Source organism: Tessaracoccus massiliensis, from assembly GCF_000826065.2.
Classification (GTDB): domain Bacteria; phylum Actinomycetota; class Actinomycetes; order Propionibacteriales; family Propionibacteriaceae; genus Arachnia; species Arachnia massiliensis_A.
Genome location: NZ_LN623541.1, coordinates 135,693 through 150,550 on the forward strand (window position 1 = coordinate 135,693; position 14,858 = coordinate 150,550).

A 14,858-nucleotide genomic window follows, 5' to 3' on the forward strand; every position below is an offset into this window, starting at 1 on the left:
GTCACGAGCGCGGCGCGGGCACCGGGACGACCAGGCCCATGTGGTCGCTGCCGTCGATCTCCACCGCGGTGGGCGCCCAGCCCGCCACGCCCGGCGAGTGGAGGAAGTGGTCGATGTGCGCGAAGGGAGGCACTCTTTTGCCGACGGGCCACGTGGGGCGCCAACCGTCGAACCCCTCCGCCTTCGACCGCGGGTTGATCATGCCGGCGTTGGTCAACAGGCGCATCGTGTGGTGCTGGTCGATGGCGTTGAAATCGCCCACCATCACCAGCCGGTCCGTCAGGTGCCGCCCGGCCAGGTCGCGCACGGCCACGCCGTCTGCGGCCCACAGGTCTGCGCCCATCTGCGGCGGGGCGGTGTGGATGCCCGCGAGGGTCCACTCCACCTCGCCCACGGCGGTCTGCGTGGTGGTGGTCACCACGATGTTGTCGAACGGCGTGGTCTCGAGTCGCTCTACCTCGGTCAGCGGCGCCTTGCCGAGGATCATGGTGCCGCCGGCGTCCTCCCGGATGGTGCCCACCTGGTGCGGGAAGTCGTCCAGCAGGCCGGCTTCGCGCAGGGCCGCGTCGAACCCGGAGGTGTATTCGAGGAACACCAGTACGTAGGGGTCATGTTCGTCGACGACGGCGGCCACCTGGGCGACGTCTGCGCGCCCGTACTGCGTGTTCAGCATGAACACGCTCAAGCCGAGTGTGTCCGGCGTACCGTCACGCTCCGGCTCGGGCAGGAAGCCCCGCCCCCAGAAGACCAGCGCGGCCACCAGCCCCAGCACCGCGAGCAGGCGCAACCAGCCGCGCGCCACGAGCAGCAGCCCCAGCAGCGCCACCGTCGCCGGCAGCCACAGGAACGGGATGAACGTGGCCGCGACGATCACGGCGGCGTGCCAGGCGTGCGTCGCCGGGAACAGTCGAAGGAGCACCAGCACGAGCGCCCCGAGGGCGCCGGGGATCAGGAGGATCCAGCCGAGGACGCGCATGCGCGGAGGCTACCCCTGGTCGAGTTCGCGGGTGTCGAGCTCCACCACGGTGTCGCCCAGTTCGCGCAGCAGTGCGTGGCGCTTCTCGCGCCGCTCCCGCTGCTCGATCGGGTCCGGGACAGGGGCGGCCGCCAGCAGTCGCTTCGTGTACTCCTGCTGGGGGTTGAGGAGCACCTCCTCGCGGGTGCCGGCCTCCACGATCTTGCCGTACTGCATCACGACGACGCGGTGGGCCAACGAGTCGATGACCGCCAGGTCGTGCGAGATGAACAGGCAGGCGAAGCCGAACTCCTTCTGCAGCGTGGTGAACATCTCCAGCACCTGCGCCTGCACCGACACGTCGAGCGCCGAGGTGGGCTCGTCCGCGATCAGCAGATCCGGACGGAGGGCGAGCGCACGCGCGATGGAGACGCGCTGGCGCTGACCGCCGGACAGCTCGTGCGGGTAGCGGTTGTACGCCGAGCGGGGCAGCTGCACGGCCTCGAGGAGTTCGTGCACGCGGTTCTCGCGCTCCCTCGCGTTACCCACCTTGTGCACCTCCAGGGGCTCCGAGATGACGTCGCCCACGGGGAAGCGGGGGTTCAGCGAGGCGGCCGGGTCCTGGAAGATGACGCCGATGCGCTTGCGGAGCTTGCGCATCTCGGCGCCCTTCATGGCCAACAGGTCCTGGTCCAGCACCCGCACCTCGCCCGATTCGGACGGGATGAGACCCAGGAGGGCGCGGCCGATGGTGGACTTGCCGGAGCCGGACTCGCCGACGAGGCCGACGATCTCGCCGCGGCGCACGTCGAAGCTCACATCGTCGACCGCGCGGAACGGCTTCTTACCGGAGCGCTTGTACTCGACGACGAGGTTGTTCACGTCGAGCGCCATTTCGGCGTCCGCCTCCACCGGGTTGGGCGCGACGCCGAACTGGCCGTGGCCCTCCCCCAGGTGCGGCACCGCAGCCAGCAGCTTCTTGGTGTAGGGGTGCTCGGGGTGGAGCAGCACGTCCTCGACGGAGCCGCGCTCCACGATGTTGCCCTTGAACATCACCGCCACGTTGTCGGCCATGTCGGCCACGACGCCCATGTTGTGCGTGATGAGCAGGATACCGGTGTTGAGCTTGTCCTTCAGCGAGCGCAGCAGGTCGAGGATCTCGGCCTGGACGGTCACGTCGAGGGCGGTGGTGGGCTCGTCGGCGATGATCACCTCCGGGTCACAGGCCAGCGCCATGGCGATGACCACGCGCTGACGCATACCGCCGGAAAGCTCGTGCGGGAACTGCTTGACGCGGCGCTCTGCGTTGGGGATGCCGACGGCGTTGAGCAGGTCGATGGCGCGGTCCCACGCCTGCCGCCCGTACGCGACGCCGTGGACCTCCATCGATTCGGTCAGCTGGTCACCGATCCGGATGACGGGGTTGAGCGCCGTCATGGGCTCCTGGAACACCATGGCCACGCGGTTGCCGCGCAGCTTGCGCAGCTCGCGGGCGCTCAGCTCGCCGATCTTCTTCTCCGAGACGATCGTCTGGCCCTCGATGCGGGCGGTCTTGGGCAGGAGGCCCAGCGCGGTGGTGGCGGTGACGGACTTGCCGGAACCGGATTCGCCCACCAGCGCCATGACCTCGCCCGGCTCCACGGCCAGGGTGAGGCCCTTGACGGCGTGGACGGTGCCGAACTCGGTCTTGAACTTGACGTCGAGGTCGTCGAACTTCAGCGCGGGGTTCTCCCCCTTGAAACGGGACTTCTCGTATCCGTGATGAATGGTCATGCTTGGTCTACCTCAGTCCATCTGCTGACGGGGATCGAATGCGTCGCGCAGGCCGTCACCGATGAAGTTGACGCACAGCGCGATCGCGAGGATGAACATGCCCGGCCACCAGAACAGCCACGGGCGGGTGGTCAGCGCGTTCTGGTACTCGGAGACCAGCAGGCCCAGCGAGGTGTCAGGCGCCTTCACACCGAAGCCGAGGAAGGACAGGGCGGTCTCCAGCAGGATCGCCGAGGAGATCAGCAGCGTGGCGTTGACCACGATGGTGCCCAGCGCGTTGGGGAGGATGTGACGCACGATGATCCGGGGCGTGGGCGTGCCGACGGCGCGGGCGGCGGCCACGAACTCCCGCTCGCGGAGGCTCAGCACCTCGCCGCGCACGAGGCGGGCCAGGCCGGTCCAGGACACCAGGCCCAGCACCAGCGCGAGCAGGAAGATGCTGGCGCCGGCCATCCGGCCGAGGACGGCGGCGAGCACGAGCGTGGGGATGATGATGAACAGGTCCGTCATGCGCATGAGGAGGGACTCGGCGAAGCCGCGCACGTAGCCGGCGATGGCGCCGACGGCGGTGCCGATGAACGTGGCCAGGAGGCCCACCATGAAGGCGATGAACAGGGACTGCTGCGCGCCCTTCATCACCAGGGCGAAGTAGTCCTTGCCGATGGTGTTCTGTCCCATGGGGTGCTCACCGAACTGGAGGGGCCAGAACTGGAACGTTGGCTTGCCGCCGTTGACCGGGGCGTAGGTGTCCAGGTAGTTCTTGTCCCACCAGCCGGGCACCGGGCCGAAGCCGATGGACGTGTAGGCCAGCAGCACGATGAAGATCAGCATCACCAGGGCGATCATGGCGCCCTTGTGCCGGAAGAAGCGACGGCGGACCAGCTGGCCCTGCGAGTACGACCTGGTGTTGGTCGTCTGGACGTCTTCTTCAATCGAGTACTGAAGGTCCTCTTCGCGCTCGTTGAGCAGGTTGTTGGGGTCTTGAGTCATGTTTCCCGCTCCTTAGCGCGTGATCCGCGGGTCGAGGAAGGCGTAGGCGAGGTCGGCGATCATGTTCATGACCACCGCCGCCGTGCCCGTGACGAGGAAGAACGCCATCACCGGCTGGGGGTCCACCTGGTTGAGGCCGGTCTGGAACATGGCGCCCATGCCCTGCCAGCCGAAGACGCTCTCCGTGATGACCGCGCCGCCGATGAGGCCGGCGAAGTCGAAGGCCACGATCGTGGCCAGCGGGATCAGCGAGTTGCGGAACGCGTGGCGGGTGATCACCTTGCGCTCCGAGATGCCCTTGGACCGCGCGGTGCGGATGTAGTCCTGGTTGAGGACGTCCAGCATCGACGCGCGGGTGTAGCGCGTGTAGGCCGCCACGGAGATCAGCGTCAGCACGATCGTCGGGAGCACCAGGTGGGTGGCAGAATCGATGAAGTGGTTCCAGTAGGTCGACGAGTAGTTCGGGGTCTCCGAGCCGATCGTCGGGATGGGTCGACGCTGGTCCTGCAGGTAGCCGTTCCAGTTGCTCAGCGCGAGATCGGCCAGCGCCAGGAGCGAGGCGAGCAGCGCCCAGATGAACGAGCCCGAGATGGCCTGGCGGCGGGAGAACCCACCCCAGGCGAAGCCGCTGATCACCGCCACGGCGATGGCCGCCAGCAGGCAGAGGAAGAGCATGAGCGTGGAGGGGTTCGACATGAGCGTGCCGCGCATGAGGCCGTAGCCGATGATGCCCGCGACGGCGGTGGTGGCCACGGCGTTGCGCACGGCCTTGTTGTCGAAGCCGGTGGTCATCACGATGACGAGGGCGGCGATGGCCAGCCCCACGATCGCGAAGATCGGCAGACCGATCGACGGCTGGCGGAACCAGGTGACCGCGTCGAAGTAGAACAGGGCCGCGGCGAACACCACGAACGCGATGCCGAAGGACGCCAGGCGGCGCTTCCAGTGGCCGCCCATCGCGGCCATCAGGATGAAGGCGAGGATGGCGGAGATGATCAATATCGTCGGCGGCGATATGGCCGCCTCGACGATCCAGTCGTTGAACTCGATCGCGGCGTAGTGCTTCAGCAGCACCGCGAACCAGAACACCGGCAGCGAGAAGAACACGAACGCCATGAAGGTGACGGCGTAGTCGAAACCGCTGTACTGGCGGATGGCGGTGACGATACCCAGGGCCACACCGATGATGATCGCGAAGAAGGTGGCCAGCACCACGAGCCGGAGTGTGGAGCCGGCCGCGTGCACCACCATGGCGCCCACGTCCTGGCCCTTGCGGTCGACGCCCAGATCACACGCACCGACGACGCAGCCAGCCGCTCCCCTCAACCAGTCGAAGTACCTCTCGTACCACGGGTCATCGAGCCTCATGAAGGCGATGCGTTGGTTGATGAGGTTCTGGCGGTTGGGGGCGTTCGACTCTCGAAGATCCTCGAGCGGGTCGCCGGAGTTGATCGTCAGAACGAACAGCAACAGCGAACCGAGCAGCAGGACGAGGAGCGAAATCCCCAAGCGCTTGGCGATGTATCTGATCACGGATGGTCCTTGTGGGTGGGTGCTGCCGGGTGGCTGTGCCACCAATGGCCGGTGGGGAGTCTACACGTAGACAACGTGAAAGGGGCAGGTGACCCGATGCCCGGGTCACCTGCCCCTCTCCAGTCAGCTACTGAACACGGGGTTCAGGCTCAGCTGTTCTGCCACTGCGGGGCATTCCACGAAATGCCGTCCTGGGTGGCCGTGGCGCGAACGTTCTTCATGTTCGCATCGGAAGCGACAGTCTTCGGGTGGGCGAAGACGGGAATGCCGTACAGCGTGTCCCAGAGCAGCTTCTCGATCTCCTTGGTCGCCTCGAGCTGGACGGACTCGTCCAGCGTGGTGGCGAGCTTCTCCCACGCAGCATCAACGTCGGCGTTGGAGTACTTGCCGTAGTTCTGCGGGCGGTTGGAGGCGTAGATGTTCTGGCCGGAGGCGATCTGGCCGGAACCAGCCCACGCGAACAGAGCAACTTCGTAGTCACCGTTGGGCAGCGCCACCTCGAAGAAGTCGGCAGCGTTGGCGTCGATCACGTTGAAGCCGGCGTCCTTGCAGGAAGCGGCGATCGAAGCGACGATGTCGGTACGACGCTGGTTACCGGCGCGGTAGCCGATGCGCACATCGATGGGGGTGGCGATGCCGGCCTCAGCGATGAGCTCCTTGGACTTCTCGATGTCGACCTCGTCGTACTCGCCACCGTAAGCGGCGTCCACGACCTCCTGGTAGGTGTCCTGGAAGGGGAAGACCTCGCGGGCGTTCATGACGACAGCATCCGGGTTGAGCGGCTTGATGAGCTGGTCAACGATCTGCTGGCGCGGCACGCAGTAGGCGAAGGCTTGGCGCAGGGCGATGCCGCCCTGGTCGTCGGCGAACACGGAGCCTGCGTAGTCGCGGGTCTCGCCGGTCTCGTTGCCTTCGTCGTCGAGCACGGGGACCTGGCCGGCGGGACGGAAGTTGAAGTCGAGGTGCTCCCACGTCAGCGACGAGACGGACTCGACGGTGACGGCGTCACCGATGGCCTCGAGCTGGCCCATCATGTCGACGGTGCCCTGGGGCTCAACGGCCTGGACGTCGCCGTTCTGGAGGGCCTGCACCTGCTGGGCGTCATCCAGGAAGCGGAAGACGAGGTTCTGGGTGCCGGCGGGGGTGCCCCAGTACTTGTCGTTGGCCTCGAGCGTGATGGACTGGCCGGCGGTCCAGCCGTCAGCCTTCAGCTTGTACGGGCCGGAGGACGGCACGGTGCCCATGTCCGCGGGCAGCTCGCCCGGGTTGTAGGCCCAGCCGGTGTTCCAGAAATCGGCGGTGGACTTGACGGTCTCGGCGTCGCGGTCGAGGACGGCCTGCGCGAGGGCGTCGGGCTCGAGCCCGGCCTGCTGCGCGATGACGTGGGCCGGCAGCGCCGAGCCGATGACCAGCTTGTAATCCGGGTACGGATCCGAGTAGGTGACGGTGAACTCCTTGGAGCCCACCTCGCCCTGCGGGCCCTCGGGCACGTACTGCGCGAAGGAGGCGGAGACGTGGTCGAAGATCGGCGCGGCGTCGGGGTTCTCACCCGTCGCGTAGCCGGGGACGAGGAACTCGGGGTTCTGGGCGGCCCAGTCCATCAGGTAGTCGTTGATGGTCACCGGGGTGCCATCGGACCAGACGGCCTCCTCGGAGATGGTGTACTTGATCTCCAGCGGATCCTCGGAGAGGACCTCGTAGGTGCCGAAATCGGTGTTGTCGCAGATGGTGCCATCGGTGCCGAAGTAGACGAAGCTCGAGAACATGTGCTGCGCAACAGCGGAGTTGTACGTCGAGTAGGTCTTCGAGGTGATGGAGTTGTAGCCGCTCCAGTCGCCGGGGCCCGCCGTGAAGCGGACGTCGCCGTCCTGCGTCTCGGTGATGCCGACGTCCTGGAGGCAGGAGGCAGCGCCGCCGCCCTCTCCAGGCTCAGCCGCGGTGGTCTCGCCACCCTCGGCGGGGGTCGTCTCGTCGGTGGTGGCGCCGGTGGTCTCGGTGGTGGCGGCCGTGGTGTCGTCCGTCCCCGGGGTCTCGGTCTCTGTGCCGCTGGTGCACGCGCCCAGCATCAGCGCGCCGCTGAGCACGACGGCCAGCGAGGCGGTGGTTCGCCTGAACTTCATTGAATCTCCTTGTCGTCTCCGACTCTCGCGGGCTCCACACAGCGAGCCCGGCTTAGTGACTGGACCTTAGCGAGCTTTATGGCGCGTGTGGAAGCAGTGCCCACGCTTTGACACCAGATTGTTACCCAGTTGTGTCTTTCTGCTCCCGGCCTTGTCTGGCCGCTTTGCACGATCCCTGAGCGTCGCCCGGCGAGCTTGCGGGCCAGGCGACGACGAAGAGCCCCCGCCGCGCGCAGATCACACGCTGATGGTGTTGACCGGTAGGCCGGAGTACGCGGAGATGCCCATCCCCGACGGCGCCACACCCGCGCGGATCACCTCGCTGGCCACGGCGGCGATCATGGCGCCGTTGTCGGTGCACAGCGCGGGGCGGGGCCTGCGCAGTTCGATGCCGACGGCGGCCGCCCGCTCTTCGAGGAGGGTGCGGAGGCGGGAGTTGGCGGCCACTCCCCCGCCCAGCAGGATCGTGCCCACTCCATATTCCTGCGCCGCGGCCACGGCCTTGCTGGTGAGCACGTCGCACACGGCCTCCTGGAAGGACGCCGCGACGTCCGCGACGGGGATCTCCCCGCCGTCGAGCCTGATCTGCTCCACCCAGCGGGCGACGGCCGTCTTGAGGCCGGAGAACGAGAAGTCGTAGCGGTGCTTCTCCAGATCGTGGCGGGCGGTGAGGCCGCGTGGGAAGCGGATGGCGGTGGGGTCGCCCTCCTGGGCGAGCTTGTCGATGACGGGGCCGCCGGGGTACGAGAGGCCCAGGATGCGGGCCACCTTGTCGTAGGCCTCACCCGCCGCGTCGTCGATGGTGGCGCCGATCTCGGTGATCTTGGTGGCAATGTCCTCCACGTGGAGCAGGGAGGTGTGGCCGCCGGAGACCAGCAGCGCGATCGACGGGGTGGGCAACTCACCGTGATCCAGCAGGTCCACCGCGACGTGGCCGACGAGGTGGTTGACGCCGTACAGCGGCTTGCCGAGGTAGGCGGCCAGCGCCTTGGCGGAGGCGAGCCCCACGACGAGGGCGCCCATGAGGCCGGGGCCGGCGGTCACGGCGATGGCGTCGAGATCCTTGAGGTCGATCTCCGCCTTCTCCGCGGCGCGCTCGATGGTGGGAATCAGTGCGGACAGATGCGCGCGGCTGGCGACCTCCGGCACGACACCGCCGAAGCGCACATGCAGGTCCACCGAGCTTGCCACCTCGTTGGCCAGCAGCGTGCGGCCGCGGACGATGCCCACGCCCGTCTCGTCGCACGACGATTCGAGGCCGAGTACCAAGTGTTCAGTCATCTTCTGCCTCCATATCCCACATGCCGACGGAATCCGCGTCGACGCCTTCGAGGTGCCGCTCCAGGATGAGCGCGTCCGAGCCCGGGCCGTAGTAGTCGCGGCGCGTGGCCACCTGGCGGAAGCCGTAGCCGCGGTACAGCGCGATGGCTGGCTCGTTGGCGTGGTCCACCTCCAGCAGCATCCGCGTGGCGCCCCGGGAGATCGCCCATTGCAGCCCGGCCACGAGCATGACCCGCGCGAAGCCCAGGCGTCGCTGCTCCGGGGCCACCACGATCCGGTGGAGGTCCACCACCTCGTCGACATGCTGGAAGCAGGCCACCCCCACCACGCCTTCCGCCTGCCGCGCGATCAGCACGAGGCGGCCCGCGCCGGTGATCTCGTCGCGCCAGGATTCCTCGGACCAGACGGTGTCGAAGTTGGCCTCCAGGCTGAGGATCGACGGCAGGTCCTCCAGGGTGGCGACGTCGACGTTCATCGGCGGGCCCGCAGCCGTGGCAGGGCGGACTTCGGCTTGCCCGGGACGGTCGCGTCGGCGGGGCGCAGGTAATAGGGCTCCTCACCGGCGGGGGCGAGCGTGCTCCAGCGGGCCGCGAGGACGGCCGGGTCGAGCTGATCCGGGCCCTGCCTGTCCAGGAGCGCGGCGTACTCCTCAGGGATGGCGCCGGCGACGGGAAGAGCGGGCAGGGCGGTGGGAGCGGAGACCTGCGGCTCGCCGATGCGGTTGCCCTCGCCGTCGTAGAGCGCCCAGTAGAGCTCCTTGCGCCGCGCATCCGCCGCGACGACGAACTGTGCCGGCGGGTTGACCCACTGGCGGGCGACCACGTCGAGTGAACACACCCCGTGCACCGGCTTCCCGCCGGCGAGCGCTAGGGTGCGGGCGGTGGCGATGCCGACGCGCAGGCCGGTGAACGGCCCGGGGCCCATCCCGACGGCGAACTCGTCCACGTCGGTCAGCGCGATGCCGGCCTGCTCGCAGGCCTCGAGCACCGTGGGCATGAGCGCCTCGGCGTGCGCGCGGGTGTCGTCGACGATCACGCGGGCGACGGGCTCGCCGTCGCGGGCGATGCCGACGGCCACCACGTGGCTGGTGTCGATCCCCACGGTCCAGGTCATGACAGCTCCCTGAGCGGTTCGAGGGCGCCGGCCCAGCGGGGGCCGATGCCGGTGAGGTGGACGGTGCGCTCGTCCGTGCTGAGGCCGCGCACGATGTCGATCTCGAGGCGGGAATCGGCCAGCCATTCGGCCAGGCCGGAGCCCCACTCGACGATGGTGACGGCCTCTGCAAGGGAGGCGTCGAGGTCGATGTCGGCGAGTTCAGAGGCGTCGCCGAGGCGGTAGGCGTCCACGTGCACGAGCGACGGGCCGTCGCCAGGGTGCGGGTGGACGCGGGAGATCACGAAGGTGGGCGAGATGATGGGCCCCGCCACGCCCAGGCCCTCGCCGATGCCCTGGGTGAGGGTGGTCTTGCCGGCGCCGAGGTCTCCGGTGGCGACGATCACATCACCCGCGCGCAGCAGTTGCGCGAGGCGGGCGCCGAGGGCGCGCATGTCGTCGGCGGTGGGCACGTCCACGATGACCGGCAACTCCCGGCCCAGCGTGTAGCCGTGCGGCACTTCGCTGAGGATCTCGAAACCGTGCTCGCGCCACCAGGCGAGGATCTCGTGGAACTCCTCGCGCGCCATGAGCTCGACGCGGCTGGCGCCCAGGTCGACGGCGAGCGTCAGCGCCCCCTCCACCAGCACCCTGGCCAAGCCTCTGCCTGCGTGTTCAGGGGCGACGGAGACGCGGCGCAGGGTGGCCACGTCGTCGTCGACCTCGAGGAGGAGCCCCGCCACGATCCGACCGTCGACCTCCCCCACCACGCCGGTGCCGACGGTGAGCACGCGCTCAATGTCGGCCACGTCGTCGGTGAGGGCGTCGGCGGGAGGCTCGACCGGGCGGCGCGCCGAGAACGCTGCGCGGATCACGCCCAGCAGCTCGGCGGCATCGCCCGGTTCGGCGACCCGCAGTTCGAGGTCAGTTGTCATAGCGGAGAAATACTACGCCTTCCACATCGCTTCCTGAGCGTCGCGCCCCGCGCGACGACGAAGGGGCCAGCTTCACCAGCGCTTGCGGCCACGGCCTCCGCCGCGGAAGCCGCCACGGCCCCCTCGGGGTCCGTCGGGGCGGCGACGCGCCTGCTGCTTCGGCGCGATGAGGGCCAGGTACTCGCTCTCAGGGATCGCCACGCCGGAGACGGGGCGGGCGCCGGTGGCCTCGCGGAGCTCGGGCGAGCCGGGCTCCACCTCCAGGCCCTCGGCGCGGACGCCGGCCTGGTCGAGGAGACGACGCGCCATCTTGCGCTGGTGCGGCAGCACGATGGTGCCGACGACGCCCTCATGCCCGGCGCGGGCCGTGCGGCCGGCGCGGTGCAGGTAGTCCTTCGAATCGCGCGGCGGGTCCACCTGCAGCACGAGCGTCACGTCGTCGACGTGGATGCCGCGCGCAGCGACATCGGTGGCGACGAGCACCGGCACCGTGCCGTCGCGGAAGGCGGCGAGGATGCGGGCACGGGCGCCCTGCGTGAGGCCGCCGTGCAGCGCGCCGGCCATGACGCCGGCGTCGCGGAGCTGGCCGGCGATGCGGTCCGTGCCCATCTGCGTGCGGGCGAACAACACGGTGCGGCCGTCGCGGTTGGCGATCTCGGCGGTGACCTGGTTCTTGTGGTGCGGCTTCACCAGCATGGGGCGATGCAGCATCGTCGTGACCGAGGCCTTCTCCGAATCCACCTCGTGCGTGACCGGGTCCTTGAGGTACGTGCGCACCAGGGAGCCCACGGCCCTGTCGAGCGTGGCGGAGAACAGCAGGCGCTGGCCGCCCTCTTCGGGCGTGGCGTCGAGGATGGAGGTGACCTCGGTGAGGAAGCCCATGTCGGCCATGTGATCGGCCTCGTCCAGGACGGTGATCTCCACCTGGCTGAGGTCTGCGGCGCCCTGCTCGATCAGGTCGATGAGACGGCCGGGGGTGGCCACCACGACGTCGACGCCGCGGGCGAAGGCCTTCAACTGCGGGCCGTAGCTCATGCCACCGGCGATGAGGGTGAGGTCGATGCCGACGGCGGCGGCCAGGGGCGCCAGGTTGTCGGCGATCTGCAGCGCCAGCTCACGGGTGGGGGTCAGGATGATGGCGCGCGGCGAGCCGACGGGGGTGCCGGCGGCCAAGCGGGTCAGCATTGGCAGCCCGAAGGCGAGCGTCTTGCCGGAGCCGGTGCGGCCGCGGCCCAGCACGTCTCGCCCGGCGATCGCGTCGGCGATGGTGGCGCTCTGGATGGGGAACGGTTCGGTGATGCCCTGCGCCGCGAGGACGCGGACCAGTTGCTCGTCGACACCCAACTCGAGGAAGCCGGACGAGATCTCGCCCTGCACGCCCTCGGCCGTGGTGGCCTCCCAGCTCATCTGATCGGCTTCCACCTCGTGGCTCTGCGAGGAGAAGGAGTCGCGCTCGCGCTCGAAGCGGGGGCGACGCTCCTCGCGGCCGTGGGGCTCGAAGTTGCGGCCGGGCTTGCGGTCGAACGAGGTGCGGCGGCGGTCGTCGCGGTCAACACGGGGGCGGCGGTCGTCACGGTCGTTGAACCGCGGGCGACGGTCGTCCCGATCGAACCGGTCGTCACGGCGGGGGCGATCATCCCGGTCGAAACGGGGACGACGGTCGTCGTAACGCGATCCCTGAGCGGACCGCGAGGAACCAGCGTCTGACGACGGGCGCCCGTAGCCTCCACGACCACGGTCACCACGGTCGTAACGGTCATCGCCGCGGCGGTCGTCGCGGTCGAAACGACGCGGGCGGTCATCACGGTCGTTGAACCGCTGGCGGTCATCGCGGTCGAACCGGGGGCGACGGTCGTCGCGGTCATCGCGACGCGGGCGGTCGTCCCGGTCGAACCGGGGACGGCGATCGTCGCGGTCGTCGCGTCGGGGACGTTCGCCCCAACCACCGCGGGCGGGCCTGTCGTCGTTGCGGCGTCCGGCAGAGGCGGAACGGTTGTTCGAGGCAGGACGGCTGTCGCCGCGGTCGTCGCGACGCTCCGAGTAGGGAGGCTGATCGGCGAACTGCAACGCGCGGCGCTGCTTACGGTTGAGGGGCGCAGAGCTGCTGCGCTGGTCGTCGCGGCTGCCGCCACGACGCTGAGGATTGAGGCCCTTGGTGGCGCGCTTTTCAGCGGACCACCGAGCCTTACGCTTCGGTGAAGTCATGTGTTGTTAATGCCCTTCGAGGGGTATATGCGCCCAGGGAATGTGTCCACCTGAGACTGGACTGCCCGCTCATCGGAAAACTTTGGCGCTTGGGCGCCAACGTGGGCGCGTCTTTCGGCGCCGTATCGGGCCCGTCAAGCTTACACCAGATCCGCGGCAGACCCTATTCGACGCTGGTTGAGCCTGCGAGCGCAGCGAGCAGAGTCGAAACCCCGGCTAGTTGCCCCAGCAGCTCAGCCGGCGACGAGGTGGCCGCCGCGCATCGACATCCGGATGGCCTTCGAGTAGTGGCCCACCAACTCTCCGCACAGCTTCTCCCAGGTGCGCTCGAGCGTCGACTCGCGGGCGGCGGCGCCGAAGGCGGCGCGCTTGGCATCGTCGCCGATCAGGTCGACGACGTGGCCGCGCATCGCCGTCAGGTCACCCGGCCGGTAGAGCCAGCCGGTGCGGGACTGGTCGATGAGGTCGATGGGACCGCCGCGGTGCGGGGCGACCACGGGCAGGCCTGACGCCTTCGCCTCCTGGATGGCCTGGCAGAACGTCTCCAGGTCTCCCGGGTGGACGAACATGTCGAGGCTGGCCAGCGCCGCGGGGAGTTCCTCCCCCGTCAGTTGGCCGGTGAACACGGCGTTGGGCAGTGTGGCCTCCAACTGGCCACGCAACGGGCCGTCACCGATGATCACCAGGCGGGTGTTCGGGATGCCCGCGACGGCGGCCAGGTCCTCGACCCGCTTCTCCGAGGCCAGGCGGCCCATGTAGCCGATCAGCCGCTCGCCATGGGGCGCGTAGCGGGCGCGGAAGACGCTACTGCGCTTGGCAGGGTCGAAGCGGACGGAGTCCACCCCGCGGGCCCACACCCCCACGCGGGGCACGCCCTGGTCGATGAGCTGGTCGCGGGCGAAGGTGGAGGGTGCGAAGTTCAGCGTGGCCAGCGAGTGGGTCTGCACCAGGTGGTGCCAGAACACCGACTCCAGCGAGGGCACGCCGTAGCGGGCGGCGTAGGTGGGGATCTCCGTCTGGTAGATGCCCACCATGGGGATGCCCAGCTTCGCGGCGACCGAGGCGGCCTTGAACCCGACGATGAACGGCGCGGCCAGATGCACCACATCGGGGCGGAAGTTGGTGAGGATCTTCTCGATGTTGTGCGAGGTGGTGGTCACCACGCGCACCAGGTCGTAGCGGGGCAGGCCGATCGACATCACCGGGATGATCGGGAAGCCCAGGTAGTCCTTCGGGGTGCGATCCCCGTCGGAGGGTGCGATGACCATCGCCTCGTGCCCGTGCGCCTTGAGATGCTCCAGAACGCGAAGCACCGAGTTGGTCACTCCGTTGACGTTCGGCAGGAACGATTCTGCCACGATCGCGACTCTCACAGCCTCAGGATACTCCTCCCGATGAACCGAACCGCCTAGTCAGGAGAACGGCGGGTGAACGACGGATGAAGTGGGGCGGTCAGCCGCCCGGGGTGACCTCGGTGCCGTCCTCGAGGTGCTCGTGGTACGTGTCCTGTTCCTCCGTGAACTGCTTGATGGGGGCGAGCAGCTCGATCGTCTGGCCGTCGTCGAACTCGATGGTGCACGTGAGTTCCTCCGAGCCGGGCGGCAACTCGCGCGTGAGGCCCATCAGCATGATGTGGGGGCCGCCGGGCGCGAGGTGCCAGTGCTTGCCCGCCGGCACGGTGATGCCGCCCTCGGCCTCCATCATGACCATCTTTCCGTCGACCATCTCCATCACGTGCAGTTCGGTGCGCTCGGCGACGTCGCCGCAATCGGCCTTCACCAGGATGCGGTCTTCATCCGACGGGTTGGTGAGGTTCACGAAAACGGCGGTCATGTCCGGGCGCTGGGCACCGTCGGTGGTGCGCACCCAGGGGTCCGCGGCGAGGACGCCGGGGGTCTCCGCAGGTGCGGCCGCGGAACAGCCGGCGATCAGGAGGGCCGGCAGGACGACAACGAGGTGGCGCAACGTCATGCC

The 14,858-nt window shown here is 68.9% G+C and carries 12 protein-coding genes; all 12 read right to left on the reverse strand.

Going from position 1 to position 14,858, the window contains the following annotated elements; genetic code table 11:
- Nucleotide 1 precedes the first annotated feature (1 nt).
- The 12 genes from BN1186_RS04825 to BN1186_RS04880 all read right to left on the reverse strand — a co-directional run bounded on the left by BN1186_RS04825 (nucleotide 2) and on the right by BN1186_RS04880 (nucleotide 14,855).
- The gene (locus tag BN1186_RS04825; protein ID WP_040283000.1) at nucleotides 2–976 is read right to left on the reverse strand and encodes an endonuclease/exonuclease/phosphatase family protein; all 975 of its coding nucleotides are present in this window, start codon (nucleotides 974–976) and stop codon (nucleotides 2–4) included.
- Nucleotides 977–985: 9 nt separating this feature from the next.
- Nucleotides 986–2,728, reverse strand: coding sequence for an ABC transporter ATP-binding protein (locus tag BN1186_RS04830; RefSeq protein WP_052459810.1), 1,743 nt, complete (start codon nucleotides 2,726–2,728; stop codon nucleotides 986–988).
- A gap of 12 nt (nucleotides 2,729–2,740) precedes the next feature.
- Nucleotides 2,741–3,718 (reverse strand): ABC transporter permease, encoded by a 978-nt coding sequence (locus BN1186_RS04835; protein WP_040283001.1) that lies wholly within the window; start codon nucleotides 3,716–3,718, stop codon nucleotides 2,741–2,743.
- A 12-nt stretch (nucleotides 3,719–3,730) separates the two neighbouring features.
- The gene (locus BN1186_RS04840; RefSeq protein WP_040283002.1) at nucleotides 3,731–5,251 is read right to left on the reverse strand and encodes an ABC transporter permease subunit; all 1,521 of its coding nucleotides are present in this window, start codon (nucleotides 5,249–5,251) and stop codon (nucleotides 3,731–3,733) included.
- A gap of 149 nt (nucleotides 5,252–5,400) precedes the next feature.
- A complete protein-coding gene (locus BN1186_RS04845; protein ID WP_040283003.1) occupies nucleotides 5,401–7,371 on the reverse strand; it encodes an ABC transporter family substrate-binding protein in 1,971 nt (656 codons plus the stop codon).
- 237 nt (nucleotides 7,372–7,608) lie between these two features.
- Nucleotides 7,609–8,652, reverse strand: coding sequence for a tRNA (adenosine(37)-N6)-threonylcarbamoyltransferase complex transferase subunit TsaD (gene tsaD, locus BN1186_RS04850; RefSeq protein ID WP_040283004.1), 1,044 nt, complete (start codon nucleotides 8,650–8,652; stop codon nucleotides 7,609–7,611).
- On the reverse strand, nucleotides 8,645–9,127 hold the full coding sequence (locus BN1186_RS04855) for a GNAT family N-acetyltransferase (protein ID WP_052459811.1): 483 nt from the start codon (nucleotides 9,125–9,127) through the stop codon (nucleotides 8,645–8,647). The genes tsaD and BN1186_RS04855 overlap by 8 nt, the downstream gene beginning before the upstream one ends.
- Nucleotides 9,124–9,765 carry a tRNA (adenosine(37)-N6)-threonylcarbamoyltransferase complex dimerization subunit type 1 TsaB gene (gene tsaB / locus BN1186_RS04860; protein WP_040283005.1) on the reverse strand — a complete coding sequence of 214 codons (642 nt, stop codon included), beginning with the start codon at nucleotides 9,763–9,765 and terminating at the stop codon, nucleotides 9,124–9,126. The genes BN1186_RS04855 and tsaB overlap by 4 nt, the downstream gene beginning before the upstream one ends.
- Entirely contained in the window at nucleotides 9,762–10,679 is a 918-nt protein-coding gene (gene tsaE, locus BN1186_RS04865) for a tRNA (adenosine(37)-N6)-threonylcarbamoyltransferase complex ATPase subunit type 1 TsaE (RefSeq protein ID WP_074436934.1), read from the reverse strand. Before tsaE ends, tsaB begins: the two co-directional genes overlap by 4 nt.
- Before the next feature lie 72 nt (nucleotides 10,680–10,751).
- On the reverse strand, nucleotides 10,752–12,884 hold the full coding sequence (locus BN1186_RS15950) for a DEAD/DEAH box helicase (protein WP_052459812.1): 2,133 nt from the start codon (nucleotides 12,882–12,884) through the stop codon (nucleotides 10,752–10,754).
- A gap of 233 nt (nucleotides 12,885–13,117) precedes the next feature.
- Entirely contained in the window at nucleotides 13,118–14,257 is a 1,140-nt protein-coding gene (locus tag BN1186_RS04875) for a glycosyltransferase family 4 protein (RefSeq protein ID WP_040283006.1), read from the reverse strand.
- Nucleotides 14,258–14,336: 79 nt separating this feature from the next.
- Entirely contained in the window at nucleotides 14,337–14,855 is a 519-nt protein-coding gene (locus BN1186_RS04880; RefSeq protein ID WP_052459813.1) for a copper chaperone PCu(A)C, read from the reverse strand.
- Nucleotides 14,856–14,858 lie beyond the last annotated feature (3 nt).

Excerpts from the sequence above, each read along its gene's own strand:
- BN1186_RS04825 (WP_040283000.1), bottom strand. The coding sequence starts at position 976 with ATGCGCGTCCTCGGCTGGATCCTCCTGATCCCCGGCGCCCTCGGGGCG.
- BN1186_RS04830 (WP_052459810.1), bottom strand. The coding sequence starts at position 2,728 with ATGACCATTCATCACGGATACGAGAAGTCCCGTTTCAAGGGGGAGAAC.
- BN1186_RS04835 (WP_040283001.1), bottom strand. The coding sequence starts at position 3,718 with ATGACTCAAGACCCCAACAACCTGCTCAACGAGCGCGAAGAGGACCTT.
- BN1186_RS04845 (WP_040283003.1), bottom strand. The coding sequence starts at position 7,371 with ATGAAGTTCAGGCGAACCACCGCCTCGCTGGCCGTCGTGCTCAGCGGC.
- tsaD (WP_040283004.1), bottom strand. The coding sequence starts at position 8,652 with ATGACTGAACACTTGGTACTCGGCCTCGAATCGTCGTGCGACGAGACG.
- BN1186_RS04855 (WP_052459811.1), bottom strand. The coding sequence starts at position 9,127 with ATGAACGTCGACGTCGCCACCCTGGAGGACCTGCCGTCGATCCTCAGC.
- tsaB (WP_040283005.1), bottom strand. The coding sequence starts at position 9,765 with ATGACCTGGACCGTGGGGATCGACACCAGCCACGTGGTGGCCGTCGGC.
- tsaE (WP_074436934.1), bottom strand. The coding sequence starts at position 10,679 with ATGACAACTGACCTCGAACTGCGGGTCGCCGAACCGGGCGATGCCGCC.
- BN1186_RS15950 (WP_052459812.1), bottom strand. The coding sequence starts at position 12,884 with ATGACTTCACCGAAGCGTAAGGCTCGGTGGTCCGCTGAAAAGCGCGCC.
- BN1186_RS04880 (WP_052459813.1), bottom strand. The coding sequence starts at position 14,855 with ATGACGTTGCGCCACCTCGTTGTCGTCCTGCCGGCCCTCCTGATCGCC.